Source organism: Ktedonobacteraceae bacterium (assembly GCA_035653615.1).
Taxonomy (GTDB): domain Bacteria; phylum Chloroflexota; class Ktedonobacteria; order Ktedonobacterales; family Ktedonobacteraceae; genus DASRBN01.
The window spans coordinates 19,261-42,012 of record DASRBN010000025.1; the positions used below are offsets into that span (position 1 = coordinate 19,261).

Here is a 22,752-nt window from a genome sequence, read left to right on the forward strand (position 1 = left end):
TACTGAGGACAGTATAGCATAGGGGAGGATGATGTCAAATTTATTTAAAGGATAAGGAGATGTTTTTGTGGTAGAACTACGTTCAGAAAGCGGCTTCCTCGATGTACAGGGAGCTCCACTCTATTATGCCGTCACCGGCCAGGGCCAACCCTTGCTCTTGATTCATGCTGGAATCGCGGACAGCCGTATGTGGGACGAACAGGTCCCTGTCTTTGCACCGCAATACCAGGTTATTCGCTATGACCTGCGCGGTTTTGGTAAATCGCAGTTCCCGGCGGGATCTTTCGCTTCCTATGAAGACCCCGCGGCCCTGCTCCGTTACCTGCACATCGAAAAGGCGCATGTCGTTGGCGTATCTTTTGGCGGCAAGGTCGCAGTTGATTTTGCGCTGGTCCATCCTGAAATGGTCAATTCGCTGGTACTGGTCGCGCCGTCCATTGGGGGAGCGCCATCTTCAGAAGCGGTAAAGGGCTTTAATGAGGAAGAAGAGATGCATCTGGAGCGCGGCGACCTGGAAGCAGCGACCGATCTGAATGTACGTTTCTGGGTCGATGGGCCTCGACGTACACCTGACCAGGTGAATCCAGAAGTGCGACGGCGTGTCTACGAAATGCAATACCATGCATTTACCGTTCCCATACCGGCAGAGGCGGAGGAAGTGGTGCTTGAACCACCGGCCATCAAGCGTCTTGCGGAAATTCGCGTGCCAACGCTCATTATTGTTGGGGATTGCGACCAGCCCGATAAAATTGCCCTGGCACAGCGACTCGCCGCGGAGATTCCCCAGGCGCGCCTGGAGATCATCAAAGGCGCCGCCCATATGGTGAGTATGGAGCAGCCGGAAGCGTTCAATCGCCTGGTGCAGGATTTCCTGAACCTCCACCGGAAATGAAGAGCGTTAATTTCTTGTTCTCATAGATGAAAGCATTTTTTCTGACCGAGAGCGGATAAGAGTCATGTCATTTTTTCTGAAGAAGGCGCGGGTACTATTGAGCCGTGGTTTGCGGTTAAGGTGTCCGGTATGTGGCGAAGGAAAGCTGTACCGGCACTGGTTCAAAATGCACCGCTACTGTCCGGCTTGCGAATTCGTCTACGCGCGCGAGCCGGGCTACTTCACTACCGCGGTTGCCCTGAATATATTTGTGAGCGAATTGATCACGCTGCTAGTAATCATTCCCCTGGCAGCGAGCCAGTCCATCTCCTTCGTTTCGCTATTGTGCATCGGAGGCGCCATCGCATTCATTCTGCCCTTGCTCTTCTATCATCATGCCAGGAGCCTGTGGATGAGCATCGAGCATCTATTCCATCCGGTAAGCAATGAGCGCATCTTTTTCCCTGAATGAACGTGCCGGGAGAGCGTTCTCAGCTGGTGATGAGAGATAGCGGTGCAGAGGACAAGCAACCGGGATTGTCCTTCCCCCCTACACCTCTATGTCGAGAGAAAAGAGACATCCAGCAAGAAAACAAACAGTATCCTTTAAATAAAAAGGAATGCAGCTTCTTACTGATGCACCGGTACGCGCTATATAGAGGGGGTACGCAAATTCGTACCAGGGCATCGCTATGTCATCTCTTCTACGGATATCAACGAAGTAGTGCCGGGTTTGTATCGATCTTTGTAATGGTGAAGATAGATAACGAAGCTCGTCCTCTACCTGCCACAGAAAACCTTCCAGTATTGAGTTATAAAGAAAAGAGCAAGGAATTGACGTGATGGTTATATGTGCGCGAGGAGATATAAGGATATAATGGCATAGATACTTCAAGCGGAGGACGACTTCATGAGACGAACAAAAATTGTATGTACCATAGGTCCGGCAACGAACAGCGAAGCACAACTCGAGCAACTTATGCGAGCAGGCATGAACGTTGCTCGCCTCAACTTCTCACATGGCACCCAGGATGAACACGCAGTCATCATCCAACGAATACGAGCCGTTGCCGAACGCCTGGGATTTCCTATAGCCATCATGCAGGATTTGCAAGGGCCGAAGATACGTACAGGCTCATTGCAGGGTGGGCAGCCCGTGAGGCTGGGCGATGGAGCAACGTTCACCATCACCACTCGTCCTGTCGAGGGAAATGCTCAGCTTGTCTCGACCACGTACCGGCAGTTGCCACAGGATGTGAAGGAGGGTGATCGAATTTTATTAGATGATGGGCTGATGGAGCTGCGCGTGCTCGACGCCAATACGACCGATGTACGTTGTGTTGTAGTACATGGTGGTTTGTTGGACGAGCATAAGGGCATCAACCTGCCTGGGGTAGCAGTGAGCGCGCCCGCTTTGACGGAAAAAGACCGTGATGATCTGAAGTTCGGCATCTCGCACGATGTCGATTATGTCGCGCTTAGTTTTGTGCGCAGGCCAGAGGATGTGCTGGAGGCAAAAGAACTCATCCGGCATGTGCAGGCGGAGAAAGGCGATAAGCATAGCGTGCCTACGCCATTGATCGCAAAATTGGAGAAGCCGGAGGCGGTGGCGCGACTGGATGACATCCTGGAGGTTGTCGATGGAGTCATGGTGGCGCGAGGCGATCTGGGCGTCGAGATGCCCCTGGAGAAAGTCCCGCTGATCCAGAAGCGTATTATCGATAAATGTAATGACCTCGGGTTGCCCGTCATTACGGCAACGCAGATGCTCGAATCGATGATCACCAATCCACGTCCAACGCGAGCCGAGGTAAGTGACGTTGCCAATGCTATTCTCGATGGAACCGATGCCATTATGCTGAGTGCTGAAACGGCCACCGGGGCCTATCCAATAGAAGCAGTGCAGGTAATGGTACGTATTGCGCTTGAGGCCGAAGTAAGCGACCGTACCGCGAAGCCGCCGCAGTGCAAGCGGCTTTCGCAGGCGCATGCTGTCAGCCATGCTGCTCGCGCGCTTACCGAAGAGGCCAGCGTCCAGTCTATCGTCGTTTTCACGCGCTCCGGTACATCCGCGCATCTCATTTCTAAGGACCGTCCCCGCACACCCATCCTTGCCTACACGCCCTCTGAACGTGTCTATCGCCAGCTGGCGCTCTGGTGGGGGGTATGGCCGCACCGCATTGAAATGGTCGGCACGACCGAAGACCTGATAGCAGTCGTTGAGCAACGTTTGCTGGCTGACAACCTTGCTCAGCCAGGCGAGCATGTGGTGATTATGGGAGGATTACCGGTGGCAAGCCGGGCGCGTACCAATTTTGTGAAGCTGCATCGCATTGGGGATGGGTCGTAGGGGTATACCTTGTGATCGTCCGCCTTTCAGCGTTCATACCGCTTGCCAGATGCGCACAGTCGTATCATCGGCCCCGGAAGCAATACGCTGTCCATCGGGCGACCAGGCGATTGAATGCACGGCACCGGTGTGGTCGCTATACGTATTCAATGTTTTCCCTGCCGGCAGAACCGGGTTCCATATCCGTACTTCCTGCCACGAACTGGAGGCGATGTGCTGCCCTTTTGGATGCCAGGCGATTGCATAGATGCCGCCTGTATGTTCAGTGTAAGTAAGTTGGCGCACTCCGGTGTTGGCATCCCATACCTGCACATTGCTTTCCGGCACATCACTGCCTGATGCAATCAACTTGCCGTCGGGAGACCATGCCACGGCTTTTACCGCTTGTTTGTGTCCATGATAGATGAAGGCATTACCCCCGCTGGTTGCATCCCATACCTGCACCGTCGTATCAACGTCCGCTGAGGCGAGACGCTGGCTATCCGGTGACCAGCTTACAGACCAGATCATGTTATGATGCCCCTTGTAGGTGAAAATGTGGGCGCCGGTCATAGCATCCCATACTTGTACTGTATTGTCGTCGCCTCCAGAGGCGATCATGCTTCCATCCGGTGACCATGCTACTGTACGTACATTGTTAGAGTGCCCCTTGTAAACGAAGTCAATGCTGCCCGTCGTTGCCTGCCATACGCGCACGGTTGTATCTGAACTGGCGGACACAATGGACTGCCCTCCAGGTGACCATGCCAGGCCATTCACGGAGCCTGAATGCTCGATGAACGTGTAGATATCTTTGCCGGTAGAGGAATTCCAGACGCGAGCTTTATCATCTTTTCCACCGGAAACGACGAATTGGCCTTGTCGTTGCCAGGCCACAGTATAGACCTGCTGCGTATGACCTTTATAAACGACGAACGTTGTCCCCGGTTCGGTTATGGGTGTCGGGGTCTGGCCCGGTTGAATAGCTGATGCCGCTCTATTTCTTTCTAACACAAGCCAGGTTCCTACTCCACCCCCGGCCAGGACACAACCCAGGCCGAGAATACCGACCAGAACAGCACGCCGCGAGTGACGCCTTTGGGGTTTTGGGCTGGATGTCCCTAAAGGGGGTGTGATTGGCTCGCCTGGAAATGATTCGCGTGCTGGGGCCGGTGGGGTCGTAGAAACTGTTTCAGGAAAGGCTGGAGTGAAACGAGCGGTGGGCATCTGCTCATATGCCGGTACTGAACGTGGTGTATTCGCAGGCGTAAACACCGGTGTGGGCAAGGTAGGTGCCTGCTCTTCTGGCTGTGTTGAATGAAAGGGCGCAGGCCAGAGGGCAGGTGCAGGATTGGCAGGTAACGTGAAGCCGGGCTGCGAGGAAGCAAGTGATTGTGGTGGCATGATAGCCTGTTCAAGGGCATGAGCGAATGCCGTGACGTTGGCGAAACGGCGCTCCGGCTCCTTAGCAAGGGAGGTCATCACCACCAATTCCACATCGGATGGGATACCTGGAACCCAGGTACTCATTGGGGGTGGTGAAGTAAAGAGATGCTGGCCGGAGAGTTGTATAAACGTTCCTTCGAAAGGTGGCCTTCCACACAACCACTCGTAAACCATGATCCCCAGGCTATACTGATCGCTTGCAGGAAGAGCCTTACCTCTCAGTTGCTCTGGCGCCATGTAGGTCAGGGTGCCTGCCATCTCTCTGGTGACAGGGTTATGAAGTGTTTGAATAACCAGCGCGGTACCAAAATCGCTGAGCAGGACATCACCTGTAGGCCCCAGTAAGAGATTCTCCGGTTTGATATCGCGATGGATCAACTTTTGGTGGTGTACATACTGCAATGCGGAGGCCACCTGCTTCACGTAAGACAGTACAAGATGAGCCGGTAACAGGACCCCTCTTGGATGTTGCTGGCGTAAACTACCGTTTGTGGCATATTCCATGACCAGGAAAGGAATAGTATCCTCCAGGCCAAATTCCAGGACGCGCAGGATATTTGGGTGCCTTAATCCTGCTATTGTACGCGCCTCATTCTGGAAAGCCTCCATCTCTTCCGCTACTAACCGCACGCTCAGTACCTTAATTGCGGCCTGTGTACCAAGAAACACATGCTCGCCCAGGTATACTTCAGAGAAACCGCCTTGCCCCAATAGGCGTAGCAGGCGATAGTTGCCAAGCCGCTGTCCAATACGATTGATCATAGTTATCACCTGGCCTACCTATTGTCAGTACGTGCCTGGCTATTCCTGGCACTTCTCCCCCGTGACAGGCCGTCCTCCTGCTCAAGTTTAAAGGAGTAGAAGAATCTCTTATAAAGAATTATATCACAGCTTTTTTGTAATACGAATGGATGCCTTCGCGAAAACTGCTTTTCGCCACAAGTTGATGCTTACCCACTTTGCTGCTATAATTCTAATGGAAGAGCAGAGTAGCCATGAAAAGAGGAAATGACATGAAGGCGCTCAAGATTCCCACTCTCCTGGCCCGGTACTGGTCCATTATTCTCTTTCCCATTCTCATTTCACTTATTGTGCTTACTCTCGTTCTGACCCGACAGGTCGCTCGCCAGCCGACGCACGCAGTCTCAGCGCAGTTTATTCAACGTTCAGGCTCGCAGCTTCTCCTGGATGGCAGCGTTTTTCGCTTCTCCGGCGCCAATATTTATTGGCTTGGTTTAGACGAAAATGTGGGAGGTATCGATTACCCGACGGCATTCCGCGTCGATGATGTGCTGGCTACCGCCAGAGAGATGGGAGCTACCGTGGTGCGCTCACACACACTGGGCATCTCCGTCGGCTGTTCCCTCTGCATTGAACCGTCGCCGGGTATCTTTAACGAAATTGCTTTCCGGCATGTCGATTATGCTATTGCCGAGGCTAAGAAGTTCGGCCTGCACCTCATTATCCCACTCACCGATAATTTTCACTATTATCATGGCGGTAAACACACGTTCACCGATTGGCGGGGTATTCGAGATGAGAATCAATTCTACACCAATCCGACCGTCATCAGCGATTTTGAAACCTATATCAACCACATCCTGAACCGTGTGAATAGCTATACCGGTGTTGCATACAAGAATGATCCAACTATTCTCGGATGGGAGACCGGCAACGGCTTGCTTGCCCCGCGCTCGTGGGTGCAAACGATCTCCGCATACATCAAATCTATCGACAGCAACCACCTGGTCATCGACGGCAATACCGGGCAAAGTTATACCTCTTCTACCTTTGAGCAGGATCTGAATATCAGCAGCGTCGATATGTACGTGGGGCAGTACTATCCTATGTCGATTTCCGCCTTAAACACGCAGGCGGGGCTGGCACAACGCGCGAATAAAGTCTTTATCGCTGAAGAGTACGCATGGAACAATCGGGAAGGTGGTGATGCGCTTCCCAGCTTTTTAAACAATATCGAATCCAACTATGCTATCTCAGGCGATCTTTTCTGGTCGCTCTTCGGCCACAAGGATACTTCTGGTTATGAACAGCACAACGATGGCTATACCTTACACTATCCTGGTGATACCGGCGACATGCGTATGCGCGCGCAGCTGTTGCGGGCGCACGCTTATCAGATGAGAGAAATGGCTGTCCCGCCGCCAGGTCTATTTGGCGCCCCGGTCATTACCGGCACTACTCGCGGCGGACTCGAATGGCGAGGCGTCGCGGGCGCCTATAAATATAGCGTTCAGCGCTCGACTGGAGGCCCGGATGGCCCCTGGAAGACGATTTGTTATCAATGTGCCACCGATAACAGTACCCCCTGGAGCGACCCAAAAAGACCCGCCGGAAAAGTCTGGTACAGAATCATGGCGTACAGCCTTTCGGAAACCGCAATGAGTTACTCCCCCACTTATGAAGTGGATAGCCCTATGCCTGCAGATGATCCAGGCAGTTCGCTTTCGCATTCCCTCAAATCGGCCAGGGCACAGTGATCTTGTAAATGACTACCTCGCTCTCCATACTTGCACCGTATTGTTAAGGCTTCTGATGCTATGTGATTTCCATCATCATTTGCAGCATGTTTTGCAATAGCAAGCATGCTTGCGGACCGGAAACATAGCAGTACTTTTTGGCACAGTGTGACCTCGCCCTACAAGAGGCGTTATACTGCTTGAAGGGGTTTACTAGTGCGTCATGTTTTACCGCGAGCTTTATTATGCTCATCAATATATCGCAAGCTTCAATATCGATGAGTTCGAATATATCTTTATTGGCTATTGCCCAACTGCAGGACGAGTACCAGGGGGGAACTAGAAAGGTCTTCTATGCAGGTTGATGGTTCTGAGGAACGAGCAGCACGCCTGGCCCAACTGCGACAACAGCGACTCGCACAACCGCAGCTACCTACCCGTCCTCCCAGCGTCTCTTATACGGCTCATTACGCTCAGACAATGCAAAGAGACCGGGCGAATGGTTCTAGCATGATTGACAGCGGTTCATTCCAGGCCAGGTCACGACCATCTCCGGTTCACACCGGCCCTCAGAGGCTCTACCGGGTATGCATCGCCCTGCTCTACCGTATCTGGCTCCTGGGTGCAACGATAGGGCTGACATATCTCTTGCTCCAGTTACAGTCCGTGCTGGATCGTATTCACGCGCAGCCTTCTATCTGGCGCGTGGGTGTGCGCTGGTTGGAACTGACGTGGCTTGCGCCGGTGCCGCTGGCGATCTTTCTCTGGCTGGGCTGGTTCATATTTGCGGAAGCAGTGCGCGCCCATCCTGAGCCAGTGGCTGTTCCCAGCGTTTTCCAGAGATCGGGCCTGTTTGCGTTTGCTCCTACCAGGAGACCGGTCCGGCTCATCTTCCGCTTTGTCACGCGTGGAGATAACATCGATGTCCTTCGAGATAGTGTAATAGCCGTTCACAATGCTTTCGCGCGCTATCCGCACCCTGTTGGCCCATATTGTATAGAGATTATCAGCGAATGTGCCATCAATCTGAAAATGGGGCGCGATCCTCATACGCGCATCTACGTTGTGCCACCTGGTTATGTCACGCCCAATCGCTCGCGTTTTAAGGCGCGCGCCCTGACATACTTACAGCACGAAAGCCAGAAACATAGCCCCACGCAGGCAGAAGACTGGTATATCTATCTTGACGAAGAAAGCCTGGTCGATGAACATATGCTGGCCGGCCTCTATCGCTTCGTCTCGCGCGCCATTGAATTCGAGGCGCGCAAGCAAGAGGATAGGCACAAAGACCACATCCAGGGTTTGATCGGGCAGGGCGCTATACTCTATCAGGGCGGGAACTGGTTCTTTCGGGGGGCTGATGCCCTGCGCACCGCCGATGACCTCGGCAGATTTCGCCTGCAATATGCCCTGGGGACGCCTATGTTTGGCATCCATGGCTCCTTTATCGTCGTGCGTGGACTGGATGATAAGCAGCTTTCGTTCGATGTTGGTAAAGCAAATTCTATAACAGAGGATGCCGCCTGGGCCTTGCGAGCCTGGGCGCAGGGGTATCGCTTTGCCTGGGTAGACGGTTATCTGCACGAACAGCCCCCACAGCGCGTCAAAGATTTCGTGCGGCAGCGCAGCCGCTGGCTCTCAGGCATTCGAGCCGTGCTGCATGATAAACAGGTTCCTTTTATTTACAGAATGTGCCTGGGCATCTTTACCATTCTCTGGCAGCTTGCATTCCTGCCACTGCTAGTAGCGCTGCTGGCTTTATTCGTACATGCAAGTCCGTTTCGCTGGATGCGCATCCCGGCAGATTTCGCCTGGGCCACCTTTACCCTGGCATACTTACAAGGAATAGATGTGCAGGCGAAATGCCCGCACCCGTTCTTGAAAAAAGGGCGCGTTGAGTCGCTCTTGAAGCGAGTTGTCTCATGGCTACTGGTGTTGTGCAGCTTCTGGTTCGCATTATTGGAAGCGCTGGGTGTGCTGTATAGCTTGCGACCAAAGCAGGGCTTTTTCGTCATCTCCAAGCCTAGCCTGGCTGCAGAAAAAAATGGACACAAGCCAGCTCTCCCTGCTCCGGCGCCAGCAGGGTCTTTCATGCCAGGGCTGGCGGCCCCCTGGCAACAGCAGTTGTCACCAACGCTTTCAGGAGAAAGTGATGCCATAGGTAGCTCTCCTATGGCGCAATATCGATTACAGGCGCAGAAAGTTCCCGGTCAATCGTCCCTGGGACGGCAAGACCTGCGGGCCAGAGAAGAGAAGAACAATAATGCCATACCCATGCCGTTCGAGGAAATCTGGAGCGGCGGTGGAGGACGAGGGCAGTGAAACGCTTTGCCTCCTATCGTGTCTTCATCGTCTCGTTTGTCTTGATGATCATAGGGGTACTCTTTCAGAGTCTCCTCCTAAGCGGGCATATACCTTTCCTGCATCTCTCGCTGCGCTCTCATACTACGGCGGCAACCATTCAACGGCAGATACTGAATGTGAGAGATCAAGGGAGCACCTTACAAGAGCGCTTCCATAGACCCACATTCGAGACTGGCATCGTCTTTCCGCAATGGGGCACAACTGCCTATTCTGACAGCGACGCCAACTGGCGCATTGGTTTGAGTGATATACAAAAGCAGACGGCAGCTCAGTGGATCGAGATACCCGTTAACCTCTATCAAGCCTCGGTGTACTCCACGCAAGTTACTACGGCCAATTTCACGCCTACTCCGCAGGCTTTTGCGGCGGGTATACGTAGCGCCCATGCCATGCACTATCATGTATTTGTGGTACCGTTTGTATCGGCTAACGGTATCCTGACCTGGTCAGGGTCTATCCAGTTTGCCTCTCAACAAGAGACCCAGGCCTGGTTTGATAGCTATTGGCAGGCATATGAACCATTTGTACAGGCAGCTGCCCAGGCTCAGGCAGAGCAACTGGCCATCGGCACAGAGTTTGATAAACTTCAGATGGTTGCGCCATTCTTCTGGAACCAGCTAATTGATCGTATTCGTTCGATTTTTCATGGGAAATTGACCTATGATATTAACTGGTCATCATTGTACAGTTCGCTTCCAACGTGGCTAAACAATCCCCATCTATCGGCTATCGGCGTTTCGGTCTATGTTCCTCTGGCGGATACACCGCAGCGGCTTAACCCTGCTACACTGCCTCGTCTCTGGAAAGAAAATATCAGCGTAGTGCTAGATTCACTTGCTAAGCAGACCGGCAAACCGGTGTTGGTGTCAGAAATAGGGTATCGCGACAGCGCTTATGCCCTTTACCGTCCATGGCAGCGTGATGCTCAGGCCCAGGCAGAGCCGCCCGACCCCAATATGCAGGCCGCGGCCTACAACGCTGCCCTCGTAAACGTCCTGGCCGATTCTCATATCACCGGCATCTTTTTCTGGGCCTGGTCTGTCCCACTGTTTGAGCCAAACTGGAAGCCGGCGGCTAAGGTTCTTCACAAGTGGTACACGTCTCCGCAAGCTTGATCAGAATGATCATTGACAATTCAAGCGCTCCGTGCTATTCTAGTGGGGCCGTAGTTCAGGAATTTCGTATTTGCTGCGCTGAAACGCGGCATTGCCATATATACAAAGAAATAACCCCATAACTGGTGGGGAAGAGGTGAGAAAAAGAACACATGTCTGTCAAAATTCGTTTAAAACGGGTGGGCAAGACCAAAGCCCCCAGCTACCGAGTGGTCGTCGCAGATGCGCGTTCGCCGCGTGATGGCCGCATTATCGAAAATATTGGTTGGTACAATCCCCTTGTCGAGCCGTCCGCGATTCATATCGACGAGGAGAAGGCCCTGGGCTGGCTCAAAAATGGTGCCCAGCCGACCGATTCGGTCACCAGCCTGCTCAAACGCGCTGGCATACTGGATCGCTTCGAGCAGATGAAAAAAGCGACTGCCGCTCCAGCTTCTACCGAGTCCGAATAAATAAGAGCAGATGAGGGTTGAATATGCGCAAACTCATCGAGTACATCGCGAAATCACTGGTTGATGATCCATCTGCCGTGCAGGTGCGCGAAGTTCGCAACGATCGCAATGCCCTGGTGCTGGAATTGCACGTCGCTCCTGATGATTATGGCAAGGTAATTGGCCGCCAGGGGCGAGTCGCCAAGGCAATGCGCGCGCTTTTGCGCGCGGGCGGCGCGCGTGAGGGTCGTCATACTTCGCTAGAGATTCAATAAAAGAGGGCAATGTGCCGGGACAGAATAACACTGAATGGGCTACTATCGGGAACGTGGTAGCTCTTTTTGGCATTCACGGCGAACTCAAAGTACGCCTGCTGACGGATATACCCGACCGTTTTGTAGAGCTTGACGCGGTTTATGCCGGTTCGGAACATATCCGCTATCACATTCAGAGCGTGCGGCCTTACAAGGGTGAAATGATCGTGTTGAAATTGGAGGGCATCAATGATGCGAATGCTGCCGAGTCACTGCGTGGCATCAACTTGCAAATTCCAGAAAGTAAGATGGCGAAACTTCCACCTGGTTCTTACTATCAGCATGATATTTTGGGCCTGCATGTCTTTACCGTAAACGGTCGTGACCTGGGCCGGGTCGTTGATATTATTGTCACCGGTAGCAACGATGTCTATGCCATTAAAACTCCTCAAGGAAAACAAGTAATGATTCCGGCGATCAAAGATGTTATCAAACAAATAGATGTGATCCGCGGTACCATGTATATCGATCCGCTTCCAGGCCTGTTAGATGAAGATCAGTCAGAAGAGGAGGATAAAGACTTCGAAGAATAAAGCAGACGGAATAAAAAACCTGCGCCGGGTGTTCTCTCGGGTAAAGTGGAAAGGAAGGATGAAACCCAGGAGTAGGTACGAACGTATCTCAAGTAAGAGGATGAAGTTACTCACAGACGGCTCATCCGATCGATAGTTACAGTTTTGTAGGGGGTGTTTCATGACTGACCGTGTTCCAACGTTTGCCGACCTCTGTAGCGCGCTTGCTGAAGGCAGAATCCCCGCAACCGTGGATGGATCGATGTATTCGGTCAATGCATTAGAACTGCGCCGTTATCTCAACAAGTTTCGCTCGCTGCCAACTATTTCATATACATACGGCGATGCTCCGATATCGATCCTGCATAAGGAGTCAAGTAACTGGTCGTCCTCTACGCAGACTCACTAGGTAGGCCCGGCAGGGCCATTTTTTATGGCATTTTTTTGCTGCTAACGGTTGCGTTCAACACTCATTAGGACTATAATAGTCCCTGAGATGGATTGCCCGTCTTCATGCAAGTACCGGCATGTTCGCGGGTTGTTTTCCATCTTAACAGAGGAGTTGTCGATTCGTTTATTGTACGTGCGGGAACAGGTATTGTACTAACCCCGGCGATATAGAAAGGTTCTCTATGGAGCCACTCGATACAGATATCACCTATGCGGGCAGCGAGCCGCGCCCATCAAAACCCGGTTCACGCCTGAATGTGATGTTAATTCTCCCTATCATCGGAGCCTTGATAGTACTGCTCTTTATCGCGGCAGCCGTTTTCCAATTCGATCTTTCAGACGTGGTAGATGACCTGGTGGGACTGATGCTCTTGCTGTTCATAGTAGCTATCGTCCTGCTCTTCTGGGGCCTTGCGCCAAGATCGAACAATCCCTGATCTATTTCTCAGTCCGCGATACTGCATTACCGGGGCAATCTAAGCATGTTCAGATTGCCCCGTTTCATTCATCAAGCTACAATTGCTTCCAGGCGCTGCTATCAACCTCAATTCCCAATTGCTCTCCCCAGATCACCCGCGCCAGCAATTGCGCCGATTCCACTAAACGCGGCCCCGAACGATTGATATACGCATTGCCATCAATCGCATAGACGCGCCCATTCCTTACAGCGCTCAGGCTCTGCCACACAGCATGCCTTTGCAATACCGGCACGTCCAACAGCGTACGCTCAATCGTATAGCCGCACGGTGAAAGCACCAGCACATCTGGATCGGCTGCCTGCAATTCTTCCCACGAAATCCAGGGAGAATGCTGCCCGACCTCGCCAAAAACATGCTCGCCGCCGGCATAAGCAACCAGTTCGGGCGTCCAGTTACCGGCGCCCATTAATGGATCGAGCCACTCGAGTACCGCAACGCGCGGTTTGCCGGATAACCCGGCTTTTGTCGCGGTAATCTCTTGTAGGCTGGCCAGACGCTGCTTATAACCCTCAACCAGCGCCCTGGCCTGTTCGCGTTTCCCTAGCGCAGCACCGACACGCAAAACATCCTCCCACACATCGCTTAGGCGGTATGGCGACAGCGAGATAACTCGCGGCTCCATCCCTGTCAACTGCTGCACGGCACGAGTGACATCGCGTTCGCTCACAGCACAAACTTCGCACTGCGTCTGCGTTAAGATCACATCCGGTCGCAGCTTCTGAAGTTGCGCGATATCGATGGCATAAATACTCAAGGCTTTGAAAGCGGCCTCATCGCCAGGCGCGAGAGCAATGCTGGATTGGGTGTTGGTGGCATTCATACGTTGTGCCTCGGCCAGAGCTTTAATCTGGGCATCGATTTCCGCGCTGCTCCCCTCAATATTGATCTGTACCCTGCTCACCACGGGCAGTTCCAGCACCTCTGGCGGATAATCACACTCATGAGAGCGCCCGACCAGTTGATCCAGGCATCCCAGCGCCGCGACCATCTCCGTGGCGCTTGCCAGTAAAGAAACTATGCGCACGTGTTCTCCTTCCGCTCATGATTTCGCCTCTCTACTAGAATTGTATCATCGTTTTCATATCTCTGCCTGCTTGACTTCTGAGCTTTTTTGCGCTATCATTTCAATGCATGTTGAAATATTGAAATCAAAACGCTCTATCCATTGAGTTCTGCCGGCAGAGAAGGAGCGCTTCGCATGCAGGCAACGAGGGAGAAGCGAAAGGAGAAGATGATGCTGATCGTCACAACAGAAGGGATTGCCCAACATCGCATTGTGGAAACCAGGGGACAGGTTTTTGGAGTCGTAGTGCGCAGCCGGGGCCTGGGAGGCAATATCATGGCCGGTCTACGCTCTCTGGCAGGCGGCGAGATCAAAGAATATACCTCCCTACTCGAGGATGCACGCAGGCATGCCATTGACCGGATGGTTCAGAACGCTACCGCGATGGGTGCGAATGCGGTGGTGCGGATGCAGTTTGACTCTTCAGAGATTGGCAGCACGATGAGCGAAATCGTAGCATATGGCACGGCAGTGGTGATCGAGCCGGAGGGGTAGGGAGAGCTATGCTACGGGGAGTAATCCTTGGCTATGGTCTGCTCTCTTTAGCCGGCGCGGCGGTGTTACTGTTCATCGTCCACGCTGCGCTCTGGCTGGTCGTGTATCTGGCAGTGAACGGCTTCATCCTGGTGAGTGCTATGCTCCTGGAGCGCAAACGATACCGTGCGCAGGTGGATCGAACCCGGGGGCACTGGCGACCCACCGGAGAGCGTTTCGTTGATCCGGCGACCGAACGGCTCATGGAAGTGTTCTACAATAGAGCAACGGGTGAGCGCGATTATCGAGAAGTGCCCAACCAGGGAGAATCTTAGCTGCTTCGAAAGGATAGTGCGTGGATCAGCGAAGCACGCCGATATATAATCCTCTTCCCATCAACTTATCAGGAGCCTCGTCAAATACCGCATCCAATTCGCTGGCCCGAAATGCGCTCATGTATTCTTCGTGTGTAAAAAGTCCCATTTCGTGTCGCTCGGTAAAATGCTCAATCCCTTGGGGAGTCGCCACAAGGTAGTGAAAGTCCATAATTGAGATGCCATCTTCCACTTCCGTAGTATTCATGCGCGCAATCTTCAAATCAGGTTCATTCACGAAGACGGTTCCGATGTGACCAGGTTTAAATCTCTGAGGAGTCAGCCATGGCTCAATAATCACGACTCCGCCTGGAAGGAGATGGCGGCGCATCGTTTGCAGCGTCTGATACAATCTCGGAACCGTCTTGACATAACCAATTGAACTGAACATGCAGATGATGGCATCAAACTGGCGCCCTAATGCAAAGTCGATCATGTCAGCATGATGAAAAATCACGCCTGGGTTGCGCTGGCGAGCAATTGCCAGCATCTGTTCGTCCAGGTCAAGCCCCTCAACCGAGTAATGTTCTTGCAAGAAAGGGAGATGCCCACCGGTTCCGCAGGCGATATCGAGCAATCTGTTTCCGGCAGATTGCTTATACTGTTGGATTAAGGCGTGGATTTGCTCTGCCTCCTTGGCATAATCCTTCATGGTGCTATAGATGGCGTCGTAGATCGCTTCAGATTTGGTAAACATAGCGATTCTCCTAAATATTAGGATGTAAGTCGAAGGTAAGTCAGGAATTAATGATAGCAGATGCAGGGTCTTTTGTCATTTCGGATTCTTTACCCCTTGTACTTCATTCCTCTAATCATTATACTTGCATCATGGGGTTATTTCATTGCCCGAACTGCACAGCCCTTTTACTGGTTCGTAAGTCGTTCCTCGTAGATGTATCTTCCTCATGAGCTAAAAGGAGTCCTTTCTTGCCCAACAATGAAGAACGCCAGGTCACGCCAGAGCAGGTCTTTGAGGTCTTGCAAACATGCTATGACCCGTGCTGCAAAGAGCGTGCAGTCAGCGTCGTTGAGCTGGGGCTGATCCAGGATGTGAAGGTAGCAGAAAATGGGCACGATGTGCGCGTCGAACTGCTGCTCACTTCTGGCTGGTGCCCGTTTTCAACCCATTTGTTGCAGATGATTGACCAGAATGTGCGTGCCATCGAGGGAGTGGGAGAGGTGGACACCGAAATCGTCTGGAACACCGTCTGGACGCCCGAACGCATGACTGCCAGTGCGCGCGAAAAGCTCACCCTGCCGATGGCAAAACTGCTACCCTTGCGCCAGCGTCGACTTGAACGTGAGGCTCAATCCTCTGCCTCTCAGGCAACAGCTTCATGAAAGGAGCGATTCGTCCATGCTAGACAATGATGCCTTTGTATTTGACTGCGTCTGTCATGTCTTTAATTTCGACTTGACCAATGCCTTTGGCAAGCCGGGGCAGATGTTCATTAATCACCTGTACGCCTTCCACCAGGTGCTGACGCCTCCAGGGGAGCGCCTGCTCAGCCCAGAAGAGTTTCTGCGTGAATGGAATATCGACGAGATTGCTCAGATGGTCTTTGAGGAGTCGGGCACTGACATGATTGTAGCCCAGCCTCTGCCGCTCACCGACCTCTTCTATGATGGTCTATCGCAGTGGGAGAAATGCGCGGCTATGGCTCAGAAATATCCTGATCGTGCCGTCTTTTGGGGCAGTGTCAATCCATTGGAGGGCAAGAAAGCCCTCGATTTGATGGAGCGGCAGGTCAAAGAGTATGGAGCGAAAGGTTTCAAGTTCTACAATGTGCGCTATGATTATGGAGAGCCGTTCCCCTGGCGCATGGATGATCCACGTGTGGCTTTCCCGGTATTTGAAAAGGCCCTCGAACTCGGTGTGACCACCATTGGTGTGCATAAAGGCGTGCCGCTTGGCCCGCAGCCTATCGAGCATACACAGGCCTGGGATATGGACGGAGCCGCCGCTAACTTCCCGGACCTCAACTTCATCATTTTCCACGTGGGCCTGCCGTTCATCGATGAGATTTGCTGGCAGCTGGTGCGCTATCCCAACCTGTATGCCTCGATAGCGGCAACCTTGAATTTCGTCGTGCGCGCGCCTCGTGTTTTCGCCGAAAATATGGGCAAGCTGATGTTCTGGTGTGGCGAGGACAAGATACTCTATGGCGGTGAGACGCCCATCTGGCACCCGCGCTGGGCGCTCGACGCCTTCTGGAACTTTGAACTGCCCGAAGACCTCGTGTCCGGCTACGGCTACCCACAATTGACCACCCAGGCCAAAAAGAAGATTCTCGGCGGCAACCTTGCCCGCTTGATGGGGATCGATGTCGAGCAGAAAGTGGCTCAATTGAAAGGATGAAAAGGAAAGAGAACGCTCAGAACTTGACGCTGAGCGTTCTCTTTCTTTACGTATGGGCATCGGCAAAAGATGCCCTTGGAGAGCCGGATATTCGCTTGTCCGTGCTGTGGGTTGCATCTCGATCGAGACCTCAATGCTGCTTTGAATATTCTGGCCTTGGGACGACAAGGCCTGGGTTTAGCCCGAGAAGCCGCCGCGCTTTAGCCGGGGAAGTCGTCATTGATATATACCCCAACCGTATGGTACACTATCTCCATGAATATTCTTTACTTGAGAGGGGACATGAAAATCCCTGGATGGATGATCCATCGCAACCGCAACCGTAACACGAGCGCCTTCGCCGTATAAGCCCCGGCACAAGATCGGCTTATACGGCGAGATATGGGTGCCATGCTTCCTCATGACCTCAGTTGAGATGTCAACTGGGTATCGTGTGTTGGGCACACTTTCTCCCCTCGTTTCTTTCCTCGTCGCCGGGTAGCGCACCATCTCTTTGCTCGCTCACCTGGCTTGATGCAGATTGCTTCTTCCCTGCTTTTGCCGATGTTACCGCAATGAGGTGGTATCTATCTGCGCATTTGTTATCCATATGAAAGCAGGTGAAACGATGTATTGACGGCAATAGCGCAAGCTCTGATCGCGAGAAATCCCGCCGATCAGCCACAGAAAGCATTCAATAACACAGCAATCAGAAAAACAAGGAGATAGACACATGAACACAGCACAGAAGCTTGCTCGTAATGGCGGGCCAGCTCTTCTAGAAGCCATGAAATTTGTCACCATCTGTCGCTCACGCGATCCACAGGCCGATTATCCGCACATTGGCGACCTGCAATGGTGGTGCCGGGATGGTTCGCTTGACGATCAGCAGAACTGGCATTTCTGGTATCAAGAAAATGGTGAGGCGCTTGCTCTCGGGATCGTTAACGGGAATGAGATCGTCTGCCTGCTTCATCCCGACTTCCGCACGCACGAGCGCTATCTTATGGTACGCCAGTGGGGAGTGCAGCGCATAAAAGAGCGCGCTCTAGAACAGGGCGAGAACCAGTATGAGATATGGGAACAAGCCTGGGGTTTAGCCTCCGACGATGATCTGGGGATGGCAAGTTTTCTTGAACATGAAGGATATGAGCGCCAGGAAAAGTACTATCATTGCTACCGCCGACCGCTGATCGAGCCTGTGCCAGCACCCGTTTTGCCAGCAGGATTCACGCTTCGCCCGATTGCTGGAGAGGCTGAAGCGGAGATGCGGGCTGCGCTGCAACGTGATGCTTTTTTCCCACGGGGGAGCAAGACCTACAAGGAAGCAACCTTGCGCCAATTGGCAGTGATGCAGATGCCCCAATACGATCCTCAACTCGATCTGATGATCCTGGCCCCTGATGGCACACCGGCAGCGGGCTGCATTTGCTGGGTGGACCCGGTGAACCGCGTGGGCCTGTTTGAACCGGTGGGAACGCGCCCACAATTTCGTCGTCAAGGATTGGCAACGGCGCTGATGCTTGGCGGGTTACAGCGTTTACGCGAACGAGGCATGCAGGCGGCACTGGTGACAGGCGAACATCCCGGAAAGGAGGAGAAGAATACGGAGTTTACTTCCTCGCGTTTCATTTATGAAGCCGTCGGCTTTCAATTGCTGTGCCGGGTATACATGTATCACAAGGTTTTTGCCATGACCGCCTGAACGTTTTTCCATCGCTTGTTTCGCAGAGAAAGGGATGGAAGAGAGTTCATAAGCTCTCTTCCATCCCTTGCCCAAATCTGGAGATATTCTTCTGTCAGAAGATTCCCCAGCGTTATTTCTCGACCGGTTCTCTAGATGCGTTAGACCCAGATATCCGAGGTGCAGTCGCCGCCAGGGTAGCGCATCTCATGGGCGCGAGCCGGGCCTGCCGGTTCCTTGCCGAAATCAACGTAGAAATTTTCGTTGATACGCATGCCACCCTTATTGGTGTCACAGTCGATTTGCAAAATATACGAGCCGGTTTTCGCGAGCTCAGGATAAAACTGGTTGTCCCAGGTGCTGTAGAGCGAGTTGGTCACATACAACCGCTTGCCATCAAGGCTCAATTGGAGCATCTGAGGACCACCTTCGAGTTTGTGTCCCTGTACTGGCCCGCTTTTCCCCAGCAAACCGCCGCACCACACCTGGCCGGTCAATTTGGGATGCGAGCGATCGCTGATATCGTACTGGCGAATATCGCCATGCAGCCAGTTCGACAGGTAGAGGAACCGGTCGTCCATCGAAATCAAGAAATCGGTGATCAAGGACGGCACCGGAATCGGCCAGCCCTCTAGCTCAACGGATGGGATATCGATGACCTTTTCAACCTGCCACTTGCCGTCGGACTTGTGCCAGTGCCACATATTGCTGCTGAGCGCGGCCCCAACATAACCATGCGTGCTATCAGGATTGTGGACGAAACGTACCTCGAGCGGGATTAATCCATCCTCGCCCAGATCAACGCTCTGAACGATTTCGTGCTTCTCCCAATCCCAGAAGTGCAGCCCGCGCCCGTACTTACCGGCAGCGACATCTTCCAGGTTGAACCCTTTGGTATAGGTATTGGGCGCGCCCCATTCGCTGCTAACCATAACGTTATGGCGCGGCTGGTACCAGAAGTCGTAGTTGAAGCGCATGCCATGGGCCTTGTTTTCCCAGCGCCCTGCGATGTTAAAATCCTCATCGAGCAGTAGGAAGCCACCGGGAGCCTCGCCCTGGCTATCGCCAAGCATAGAGATCATCACGTGACCATCCGCCAGGCAATGGACGGTGTGAGGAGCAGTCAGATTCACCTTCTCCTTTACCTCTTCAGGCTCGATGACCTTGTGCAGTTTAGGCGCTTTGGGGTCAGAGACATCCACAACGTGAATGCGGCTGGATAAATTGCCCGGAATAATGAGAAAGTTTCGCGACTTACTTGCATCCGTATGACAGGAACTACAGGCGTTCCAGCCGAAATGATGAAGTTCGTCTCCAACGTTCGGCATGGGAGTTCGATAAATTACCTGCGAGTAGGTAGGGGATGCAGGGTCAACATCAATAGTAGCGAGATAATCAGGTTCATTGATCCCTGTTCCCTCGTATAACGCGATGCTGTAGAGCACCTTTTCAGGTTCGGCCTTCATCGCTTCTTCGGGCGAAGCGTAACCAGGTCCGCAGCAAGAATCATCCTCATGATGCATTGCATGTTCATCTGCCACAGGTACAAATCTCCTTTCGTCGCAGAAGAGGAATGTTGCTGTATCATCCCTCTCACAAATGACCATCATGCGTACACTCTTCAACAAAGAAGAGCGATTTCATTATGTCTTACCTATGAGTGGCTGTCAATTGACCAAAGTACGGATATGCTACCTGCCGGTAGGCTCTTACTGGGCAACGAGGCACTTTGCAGCGCTAACCACATCCTCATAAACATTCATCATCTGACCGGCCACATGCTTCCAGCTGTATTGAATGACAGACGGGCGAGCGGCTGCCCGCAACTGCGCGAGTATTTCTGGGTGTTGCAGCAGGAAATCGAGACGTTCCGCGAAAAAGCCGGGGCAGCGTTGAACAAGATAGCCTGTTTCGCCATGATGCACGACTGTCATTAATCCACCCGCGCGAGTCGCTACGACCGGCGTGCCGCATGCCAACGATTCCACTGCGGCCAGCCCGAAGCTCTCATGATAAGACGGAACGACGGTAACGTCGGCGGTGCTATAGATCACCGGTAATTCGTGCTGTGGGCGAGCGCCAAGAAAATGGACGCGCTGGCTTATCTGAAGTTTTCGCGCCAGTTCGCGTAGTCGATCTAGCTCTCTGTCTCCTGATAGCTTTCCTCCGACGATCAGAATCTCTGCCCTTTCTTTCATCAAGGCAGCGGCTTGCAACAAGAGATCAGGCCCTTTGAAAGGATCGAGTCTGCCTACGTAGAGCAGAGTGGGTGTGTGTTGTTTCAGTCCGAGTTTTTCGCGTGTCTGCTTGCGATCATATGGAAAAAAAAGTTCGAGATTGACGCCGCAGGGAATAACCTCTACCTGGCCGGGTGTCGCTCCACAATGGCGAATGATTTGCTGCCGCTCATCAAAAGTGGAAGCGATGATGCGGTCGGCATGCTGAATAAGCTGGCGTTCCATTTCCAACCGTAAGAGCGGTTCCGATGCGTTGGGATTTGCCAGTTGTTTCAGATGGCCCAGGGTATGAAACATTGTAACATGCGGAATATCCCAGCACCGTGCAAGTGGCATCGCGACCATGCCCGAAAGCCAGTAATGGCTATGTAGCACATCGTAGGGTTTCCCATTTCTGTGTCTGAATGCTTCGATATGGTGACGAAATTCAGGCAGGTAGTGGTGAAGATCGTGCTTGGAAATGGGGGATGTAGGCCCCGCTTTCACATGGATGACCCGTACATTGGGTGTGAGTTGAACGATTGATGACTGGTTTGGGCGGGTCTGGCGGGTAAAGATATCGACCGTCACCTGAGAACGGCCCAGTTCGCGTGCGAGTTCGCGTATATATACATTCATGCCCCCAGCATCCTTGTTGCGTCCCGGTATATCGAGCGGAGACGTGTGGACGCTGATCATGGCAACAGAATAACTCATATTGAGTATGCTCCTCTCCTGGATAGTACAGTTAATCAATTATTGCAGATGCGTGGCCAGCGTCCTTCGCTTTGTAATTGCTTGTGACTCAGCATGGCTTGCCTCCTTTCTTCGTATTGTCCTCTAACTTACTGGAACAATTACAGCGAGAAAATAATTCTCCTGGATAGGAATCGGCCAATTAATCGCCTTTCCTCAGTTCTTCAATGACGCTGTACATCTCATTCATATCGATACCCTGGCCTTGAGAGACTTCTTCCAGGCAATCGATGCGGCGCTGGAGCGCGGTTGAGAACTCTGAACCTGTCATGCCGGACCAATTTGCCAGGTCGTCGAGGATGGATGAATCAGCATGTTCAAAGGTGTCATCGAATTTGTTCCACAGGGAGAGTGGAATGGGTATGACGACATCGGGGCGCTTAGGATCGGCATGGGGCTGCAGGAAGTGTGTGGTGAGCCAGCGCCGGCGCAACGGATAAACGCGACCAACGACGCCAATGTTAATAACCAGCCCTAAACGACGAATATCCTGTACAGGTACGCGCAGGTCATGCTGGTACATGTAAATCACATCGTCGATGGTATCGGCATGCACGCTCGTTGCGATATGATATCCTTTCGCGGGCAAGGTCAGGTAGCGGCGCGCGACGCGTCCCCACATGTAGATGGGCAGGTGGTCGCTGACCTCGTTACAGAGGGCATAGGTTTTCGCCGGGTCAATATCGGGCAATTGTGTGAACGCAAAATTCTCGTACATGCCAGACATATAGGCCAGGGCTGTTCCCTCCGGCAAAAACTGTAGCAGCGCGTTCAGCGTGGTGGTTTTGCCAATGCCCGGCTGCGGATCGGTTGGGCCTGCTACGGTTAATGATGCCCCATGTTCCAGCAGCAACCAGATGAGCGCCACCGTTTCGGTATCGACGCTTTTCAATGCGATAATTTGTGCCATCGAGAGTGGGCGTCTCGAATCGTAGTGCCACCAATAGCGTTCATAAGGATCACGCGGATCAAACATACTGTAGTTCCCTTCCACGTTTTATGTTTGCGCCAGGATACCTGCATTGCGAGAGGTATCGTTGGCATAACGCGGCTTTTTAA

General features: G+C 52.8%; 22 protein-coding genes and 1 pseudogene. 17 read left to right on the forward strand and 6 right to left on the reverse strand.

The features are described from left to right. Window positions 1–67 precede the first annotated feature (67 nt). From VFA09_12740 to pyk, 3 genes are all read left to right on the forward strand, one after another. Window positions 68–892 (forward strand): alpha/beta hydrolase, encoded by an 825-nt coding sequence (locus VFA09_12740; protein HZU68136.1) that lies wholly within the window; start codon window positions 68–70, stop codon window positions 890–892. Window positions 893–956: 64 nt separating this feature from the next. Then, window positions 957–1,343: a DUF983 domain-containing protein gene (locus VFA09_12745; GenBank protein HZU68137.1), complete on the forward strand. Its 387-nt coding sequence runs from the start codon at window positions 957–959 to the stop codon at window positions 1,341–1,343. A 438-nt stretch (window positions 1,344–1,781) separates the two neighbouring features. Next, window positions 1,782–3,221 (forward strand): pyruvate kinase, encoded by a 1,440-nt coding sequence (pyk, locus tag VFA09_12750; GenBank protein ID HZU68138.1) that lies wholly within the window; start codon window positions 1,782–1,784, stop codon window positions 3,219–3,221. A gap of 33 nt (window positions 3,222–3,254) precedes the next feature. Here pyk and VFA09_12755 read toward each other — a convergent pair whose 3' ends face one another. Further along, window positions 3,255–5,408 (reverse strand): protein kinase, encoded by a 2,154-nt coding sequence (locus tag VFA09_12755; GenBank protein HZU68139.1) that lies wholly within the window; start codon window positions 5,406–5,408, stop codon window positions 3,255–3,257. Window positions 5,409–5,659: 251 nt separating this feature from the next. Here VFA09_12755 and VFA09_12760 point away from each other — a divergent pair, with 251 nt between their 5' ends. The 8 genes from VFA09_12760 to VFA09_12795 all read left to right on the forward strand — a co-directional run bounded on the left by VFA09_12760 (window position 5,660) and on the right by VFA09_12795 (window position 12,746). Next, window positions 5,660–7,144 carry a hypothetical protein gene (locus tag VFA09_12760; protein HZU68140.1) on the forward strand — a complete coding sequence of 495 codons (1,485 nt, stop codon included), beginning with the start codon at window positions 5,660–5,662 and terminating at the stop codon, window positions 7,142–7,144. Window positions 7,145–7,477: 333 nt separating this feature from the next. Then, a complete protein-coding gene (locus tag VFA09_12765; GenBank protein ID HZU68141.1) occupies window positions 7,478–9,445 on the forward strand; it encodes a glycosyltransferase family 2 protein in 1,968 nt (655 codons plus the stop codon). After that, window positions 9,442–10,602 carry a hypothetical protein gene (locus tag VFA09_12770; protein ID HZU68142.1) on the forward strand — a complete coding sequence of 387 codons (1,161 nt, stop codon included), beginning with the start codon at window positions 9,442–9,444 and terminating at the stop codon, window positions 10,600–10,602. Before VFA09_12765 ends, VFA09_12770 begins: the two co-directional genes overlap by 4 nt. Before the next feature lie 152 nt (window positions 10,603–10,754). Then, a complete protein-coding gene (gene rpsP, locus VFA09_12775; protein HZU68143.1) occupies window positions 10,755–11,054 on the forward strand; it encodes a 30S ribosomal protein S16 in 300 nt (99 codons plus the stop codon). A gap of 23 nt (window positions 11,055–11,077) precedes the next feature. Further along, the gene (locus VFA09_12780; GenBank protein HZU68144.1) at window positions 11,078–11,308 is read left to right on the forward strand and encodes a KH domain-containing protein; all 231 of its coding nucleotides are present in this window, start codon (window positions 11,078–11,080) and stop codon (window positions 11,306–11,308) included. Between the two features lie 11 nt (window positions 11,309–11,319). After that, complete coding sequence (rimM, locus tag VFA09_12785) at window positions 11,320–11,880, forward strand: ribosome maturation factor RimM (protein HZU68145.1); 561 nt, start codon at window positions 11,320–11,322, stop codon at window positions 11,878–11,880. A 160-nt stretch (window positions 11,881–12,040) separates the two neighbouring features. After that, window positions 12,041–12,268, forward strand: a complete 228-nt coding sequence (locus tag VFA09_12790; protein ID HZU68146.1) for a hypothetical protein — start codon at window positions 12,041–12,043, stop codon at window positions 12,266–12,268. 223 nt (window positions 12,269–12,491) lie between these two features. Then, entirely contained in the window at window positions 12,492–12,746 is a 255-nt protein-coding gene (locus tag VFA09_12795) for a hypothetical protein (protein HZU68147.1), read from the forward strand. A gap of 76 nt (window positions 12,747–12,822) precedes the next feature. Here the strand turns inward: VFA09_12795 and VFA09_12800 are convergent, their stop codons facing one another. Beyond that, window positions 12,823–13,812 (reverse strand): cobalamin-binding protein, encoded by a 990-nt coding sequence (locus tag VFA09_12800; GenBank protein HZU68148.1) that lies wholly within the window; start codon window positions 13,810–13,812, stop codon window positions 12,823–12,825. 174 nt (window positions 13,813–13,986) lie between these two features. On the opposite strand from VFA09_12800, the gene VFA09_12805 reads away from it, so the two are divergent. Together VFA09_12805 and VFA09_12810 are read left to right on the forward strand one after the other, a co-directional pair. Next, window positions 13,987–14,346 (forward strand): heavy metal-binding domain-containing protein, encoded by a 360-nt coding sequence (locus tag VFA09_12805; protein HZU68149.1) that lies wholly within the window; start codon window positions 13,987–13,989, stop codon window positions 14,344–14,346. Between the two features lie 8 nt (window positions 14,347–14,354). After that, on the forward strand, window positions 14,355–14,660 hold the full coding sequence (locus VFA09_12810) for a hypothetical protein (protein HZU68150.1): 306 nt from the start codon (window positions 14,355–14,357) through the stop codon (window positions 14,658–14,660). A gap of 25 nt (window positions 14,661–14,685) precedes the next feature. Here VFA09_12810 and VFA09_12815 read toward each other — a convergent pair whose 3' ends face one another. Continuing rightward, window positions 14,686–15,396 carry a class I SAM-dependent methyltransferase gene (locus tag VFA09_12815; protein HZU68151.1) on the reverse strand — a complete coding sequence of 237 codons (711 nt, stop codon included), beginning with the start codon at window positions 15,394–15,396 and terminating at the stop codon, window positions 14,686–14,688. Between the two features lie 230 nt (window positions 15,397–15,626). Between VFA09_12815 and VFA09_12820 the strand changes: the two genes are divergently transcribed. From VFA09_12820 to VFA09_12835, 4 genes and pseudogenes are all read left to right on the forward strand, one after another. Next, window positions 15,627–16,040 carry a metal-sulfur cluster assembly factor gene (locus VFA09_12820; GenBank protein ID HZU68152.1) on the forward strand — a complete coding sequence of 138 codons (414 nt, stop codon included), beginning with the start codon at window positions 15,627–15,629 and terminating at the stop codon, window positions 16,038–16,040. A gap of 16 nt (window positions 16,041–16,056) precedes the next feature. Then, on the forward strand, window positions 16,057–17,058 hold the full coding sequence (locus VFA09_12825) for an amidohydrolase family protein (GenBank protein HZU68153.1): 1,002 nt from the start codon (window positions 16,057–16,059) through the stop codon (window positions 17,056–17,058). A 66-nt stretch (window positions 17,059–17,124) separates the two neighbouring features. Continuing rightward, window positions 17,125–17,262: pseudogene (locus VFA09_12830) on the forward strand (zinc ribbon domain-containing protein). Window positions 17,263–17,770: 508 nt separating this feature from the next. Beyond that, entirely contained in the window at window positions 17,771–18,742 is a 972-nt protein-coding gene (locus VFA09_12835; GenBank protein HZU68154.1) for a GNAT family N-acetyltransferase, read from the forward strand. A 140-nt stretch (window positions 18,743–18,882) separates the two neighbouring features. Here the strand turns inward: VFA09_12835 and VFA09_12840 are convergent, their stop codons facing one another. The 3 genes from VFA09_12840 to VFA09_12850 form a co-directional block, all read right to left on the reverse strand. Further along, the gene (locus VFA09_12840; GenBank protein ID HZU68155.1) at window positions 18,883–20,262 is read right to left on the reverse strand and encodes a selenium-binding family protein; all 1,380 of its coding nucleotides are present in this window, start codon (window positions 20,260–20,262) and stop codon (window positions 18,883–18,885) included. A 168-nt stretch (window positions 20,263–20,430) separates the two neighbouring features. Continuing rightward, the gene (locus VFA09_12845; protein ID HZU68156.1) at window positions 20,431–21,654 is read right to left on the reverse strand and encodes a glycosyltransferase; all 1,224 of its coding nucleotides are present in this window, start codon (window positions 21,652–21,654) and stop codon (window positions 20,431–20,433) included. A 181-nt stretch (window positions 21,655–21,835) separates the two neighbouring features. After that, window positions 21,836–22,669 (reverse strand): hypothetical protein, encoded by an 834-nt coding sequence (locus VFA09_12850; protein ID HZU68157.1) that lies wholly within the window; start codon window positions 22,667–22,669, stop codon window positions 21,836–21,838. Window positions 22,670–22,752: the final 83 nt, after the last annotated feature.

Coding starts and splice junctions, on each gene's coding strand:
- VFA09_12810 (HZU68150.1), top strand. CDS start 14,355: ATGCTACGGGGAGTAATCCTTGGCTATGGTCTGCTCTCTTTAGCCGGC.
- VFA09_12805 (HZU68149.1), top strand. CDS start 13,987: ATGCAGGCAACGAGGGAGAAGCGAAAGGAGAAGATGATGCTGATCGTC.
- VFA09_12790 (HZU68146.1), top strand. CDS start 12,041: ATGACTGACCGTGTTCCAACGTTTGCCGACCTCTGTAGCGCGCTTGCT.
- VFA09_12795 (HZU68147.1), top strand. CDS start 12,492: ATGGAGCCACTCGATACAGATATCACCTATGCGGGCAGCGAGCCGCGC.
- VFA09_12755 (HZU68139.1), bottom strand. CDS start 5,408: ATGATCAATCGTATTGGACAGCGGCTTGGCAACTATCGCCTGCTACGC.
- VFA09_12835 (HZU68154.1), top strand. CDS start 17,771: ATGAACACAGCACAGAAGCTTGCTCGTAATGGCGGGCCAGCTCTTCTA.
- VFA09_12825 (HZU68153.1), top strand. CDS start 16,057: ATGCTAGACAATGATGCCTTTGTATTTGACTGCGTCTGTCATGTCTTT.
- rpsP (HZU68143.1), top strand. CDS start 10,755: ATGTCTGTCAAAATTCGTTTAAAACGGGTGGGCAAGACCAAAGCCCCC.
- VFA09_12780 (HZU68144.1), top strand. CDS start 11,078: ATGCGCAAACTCATCGAGTACATCGCGAAATCACTGGTTGATGATCCA.
- VFA09_12765 (HZU68141.1), top strand. CDS start 7,478: ATGCAGGTTGATGGTTCTGAGGAACGAGCAGCACGCCTGGCCCAACTG.
- VFA09_12760 (HZU68140.1), top strand. CDS start 5,660: ATGAAGGCGCTCAAGATTCCCACTCTCCTGGCCCGGTACTGGTCCATT.
- VFA09_12745 (HZU68137.1), top strand. CDS start 957: ATGTCATTTTTTCTGAAGAAGGCGCGGGTACTATTGAGCCGTGGTTTG.
- pyk (HZU68138.1), top strand. CDS start 1,782: ATGAGACGAACAAAAATTGTATGTACCATAGGTCCGGCAACGAACAGC.
- VFA09_12815 (HZU68151.1), bottom strand. CDS start 15,396: ATGTTTACCAAATCTGAAGCGATCTACGACGCCATCTATAGCACCATG.
- VFA09_12845 (HZU68156.1), bottom strand. CDS start 21,654: ATGAGTTATTCTGTTGCCATGATCAGCGTCCACACGTCTCCGCTCGAT.
- VFA09_12850 (HZU68157.1), bottom strand. CDS start 22,669: ATGTTTGATCCGCGTGATCCTTATGAACGCTATTGGTGGCACTACGAT.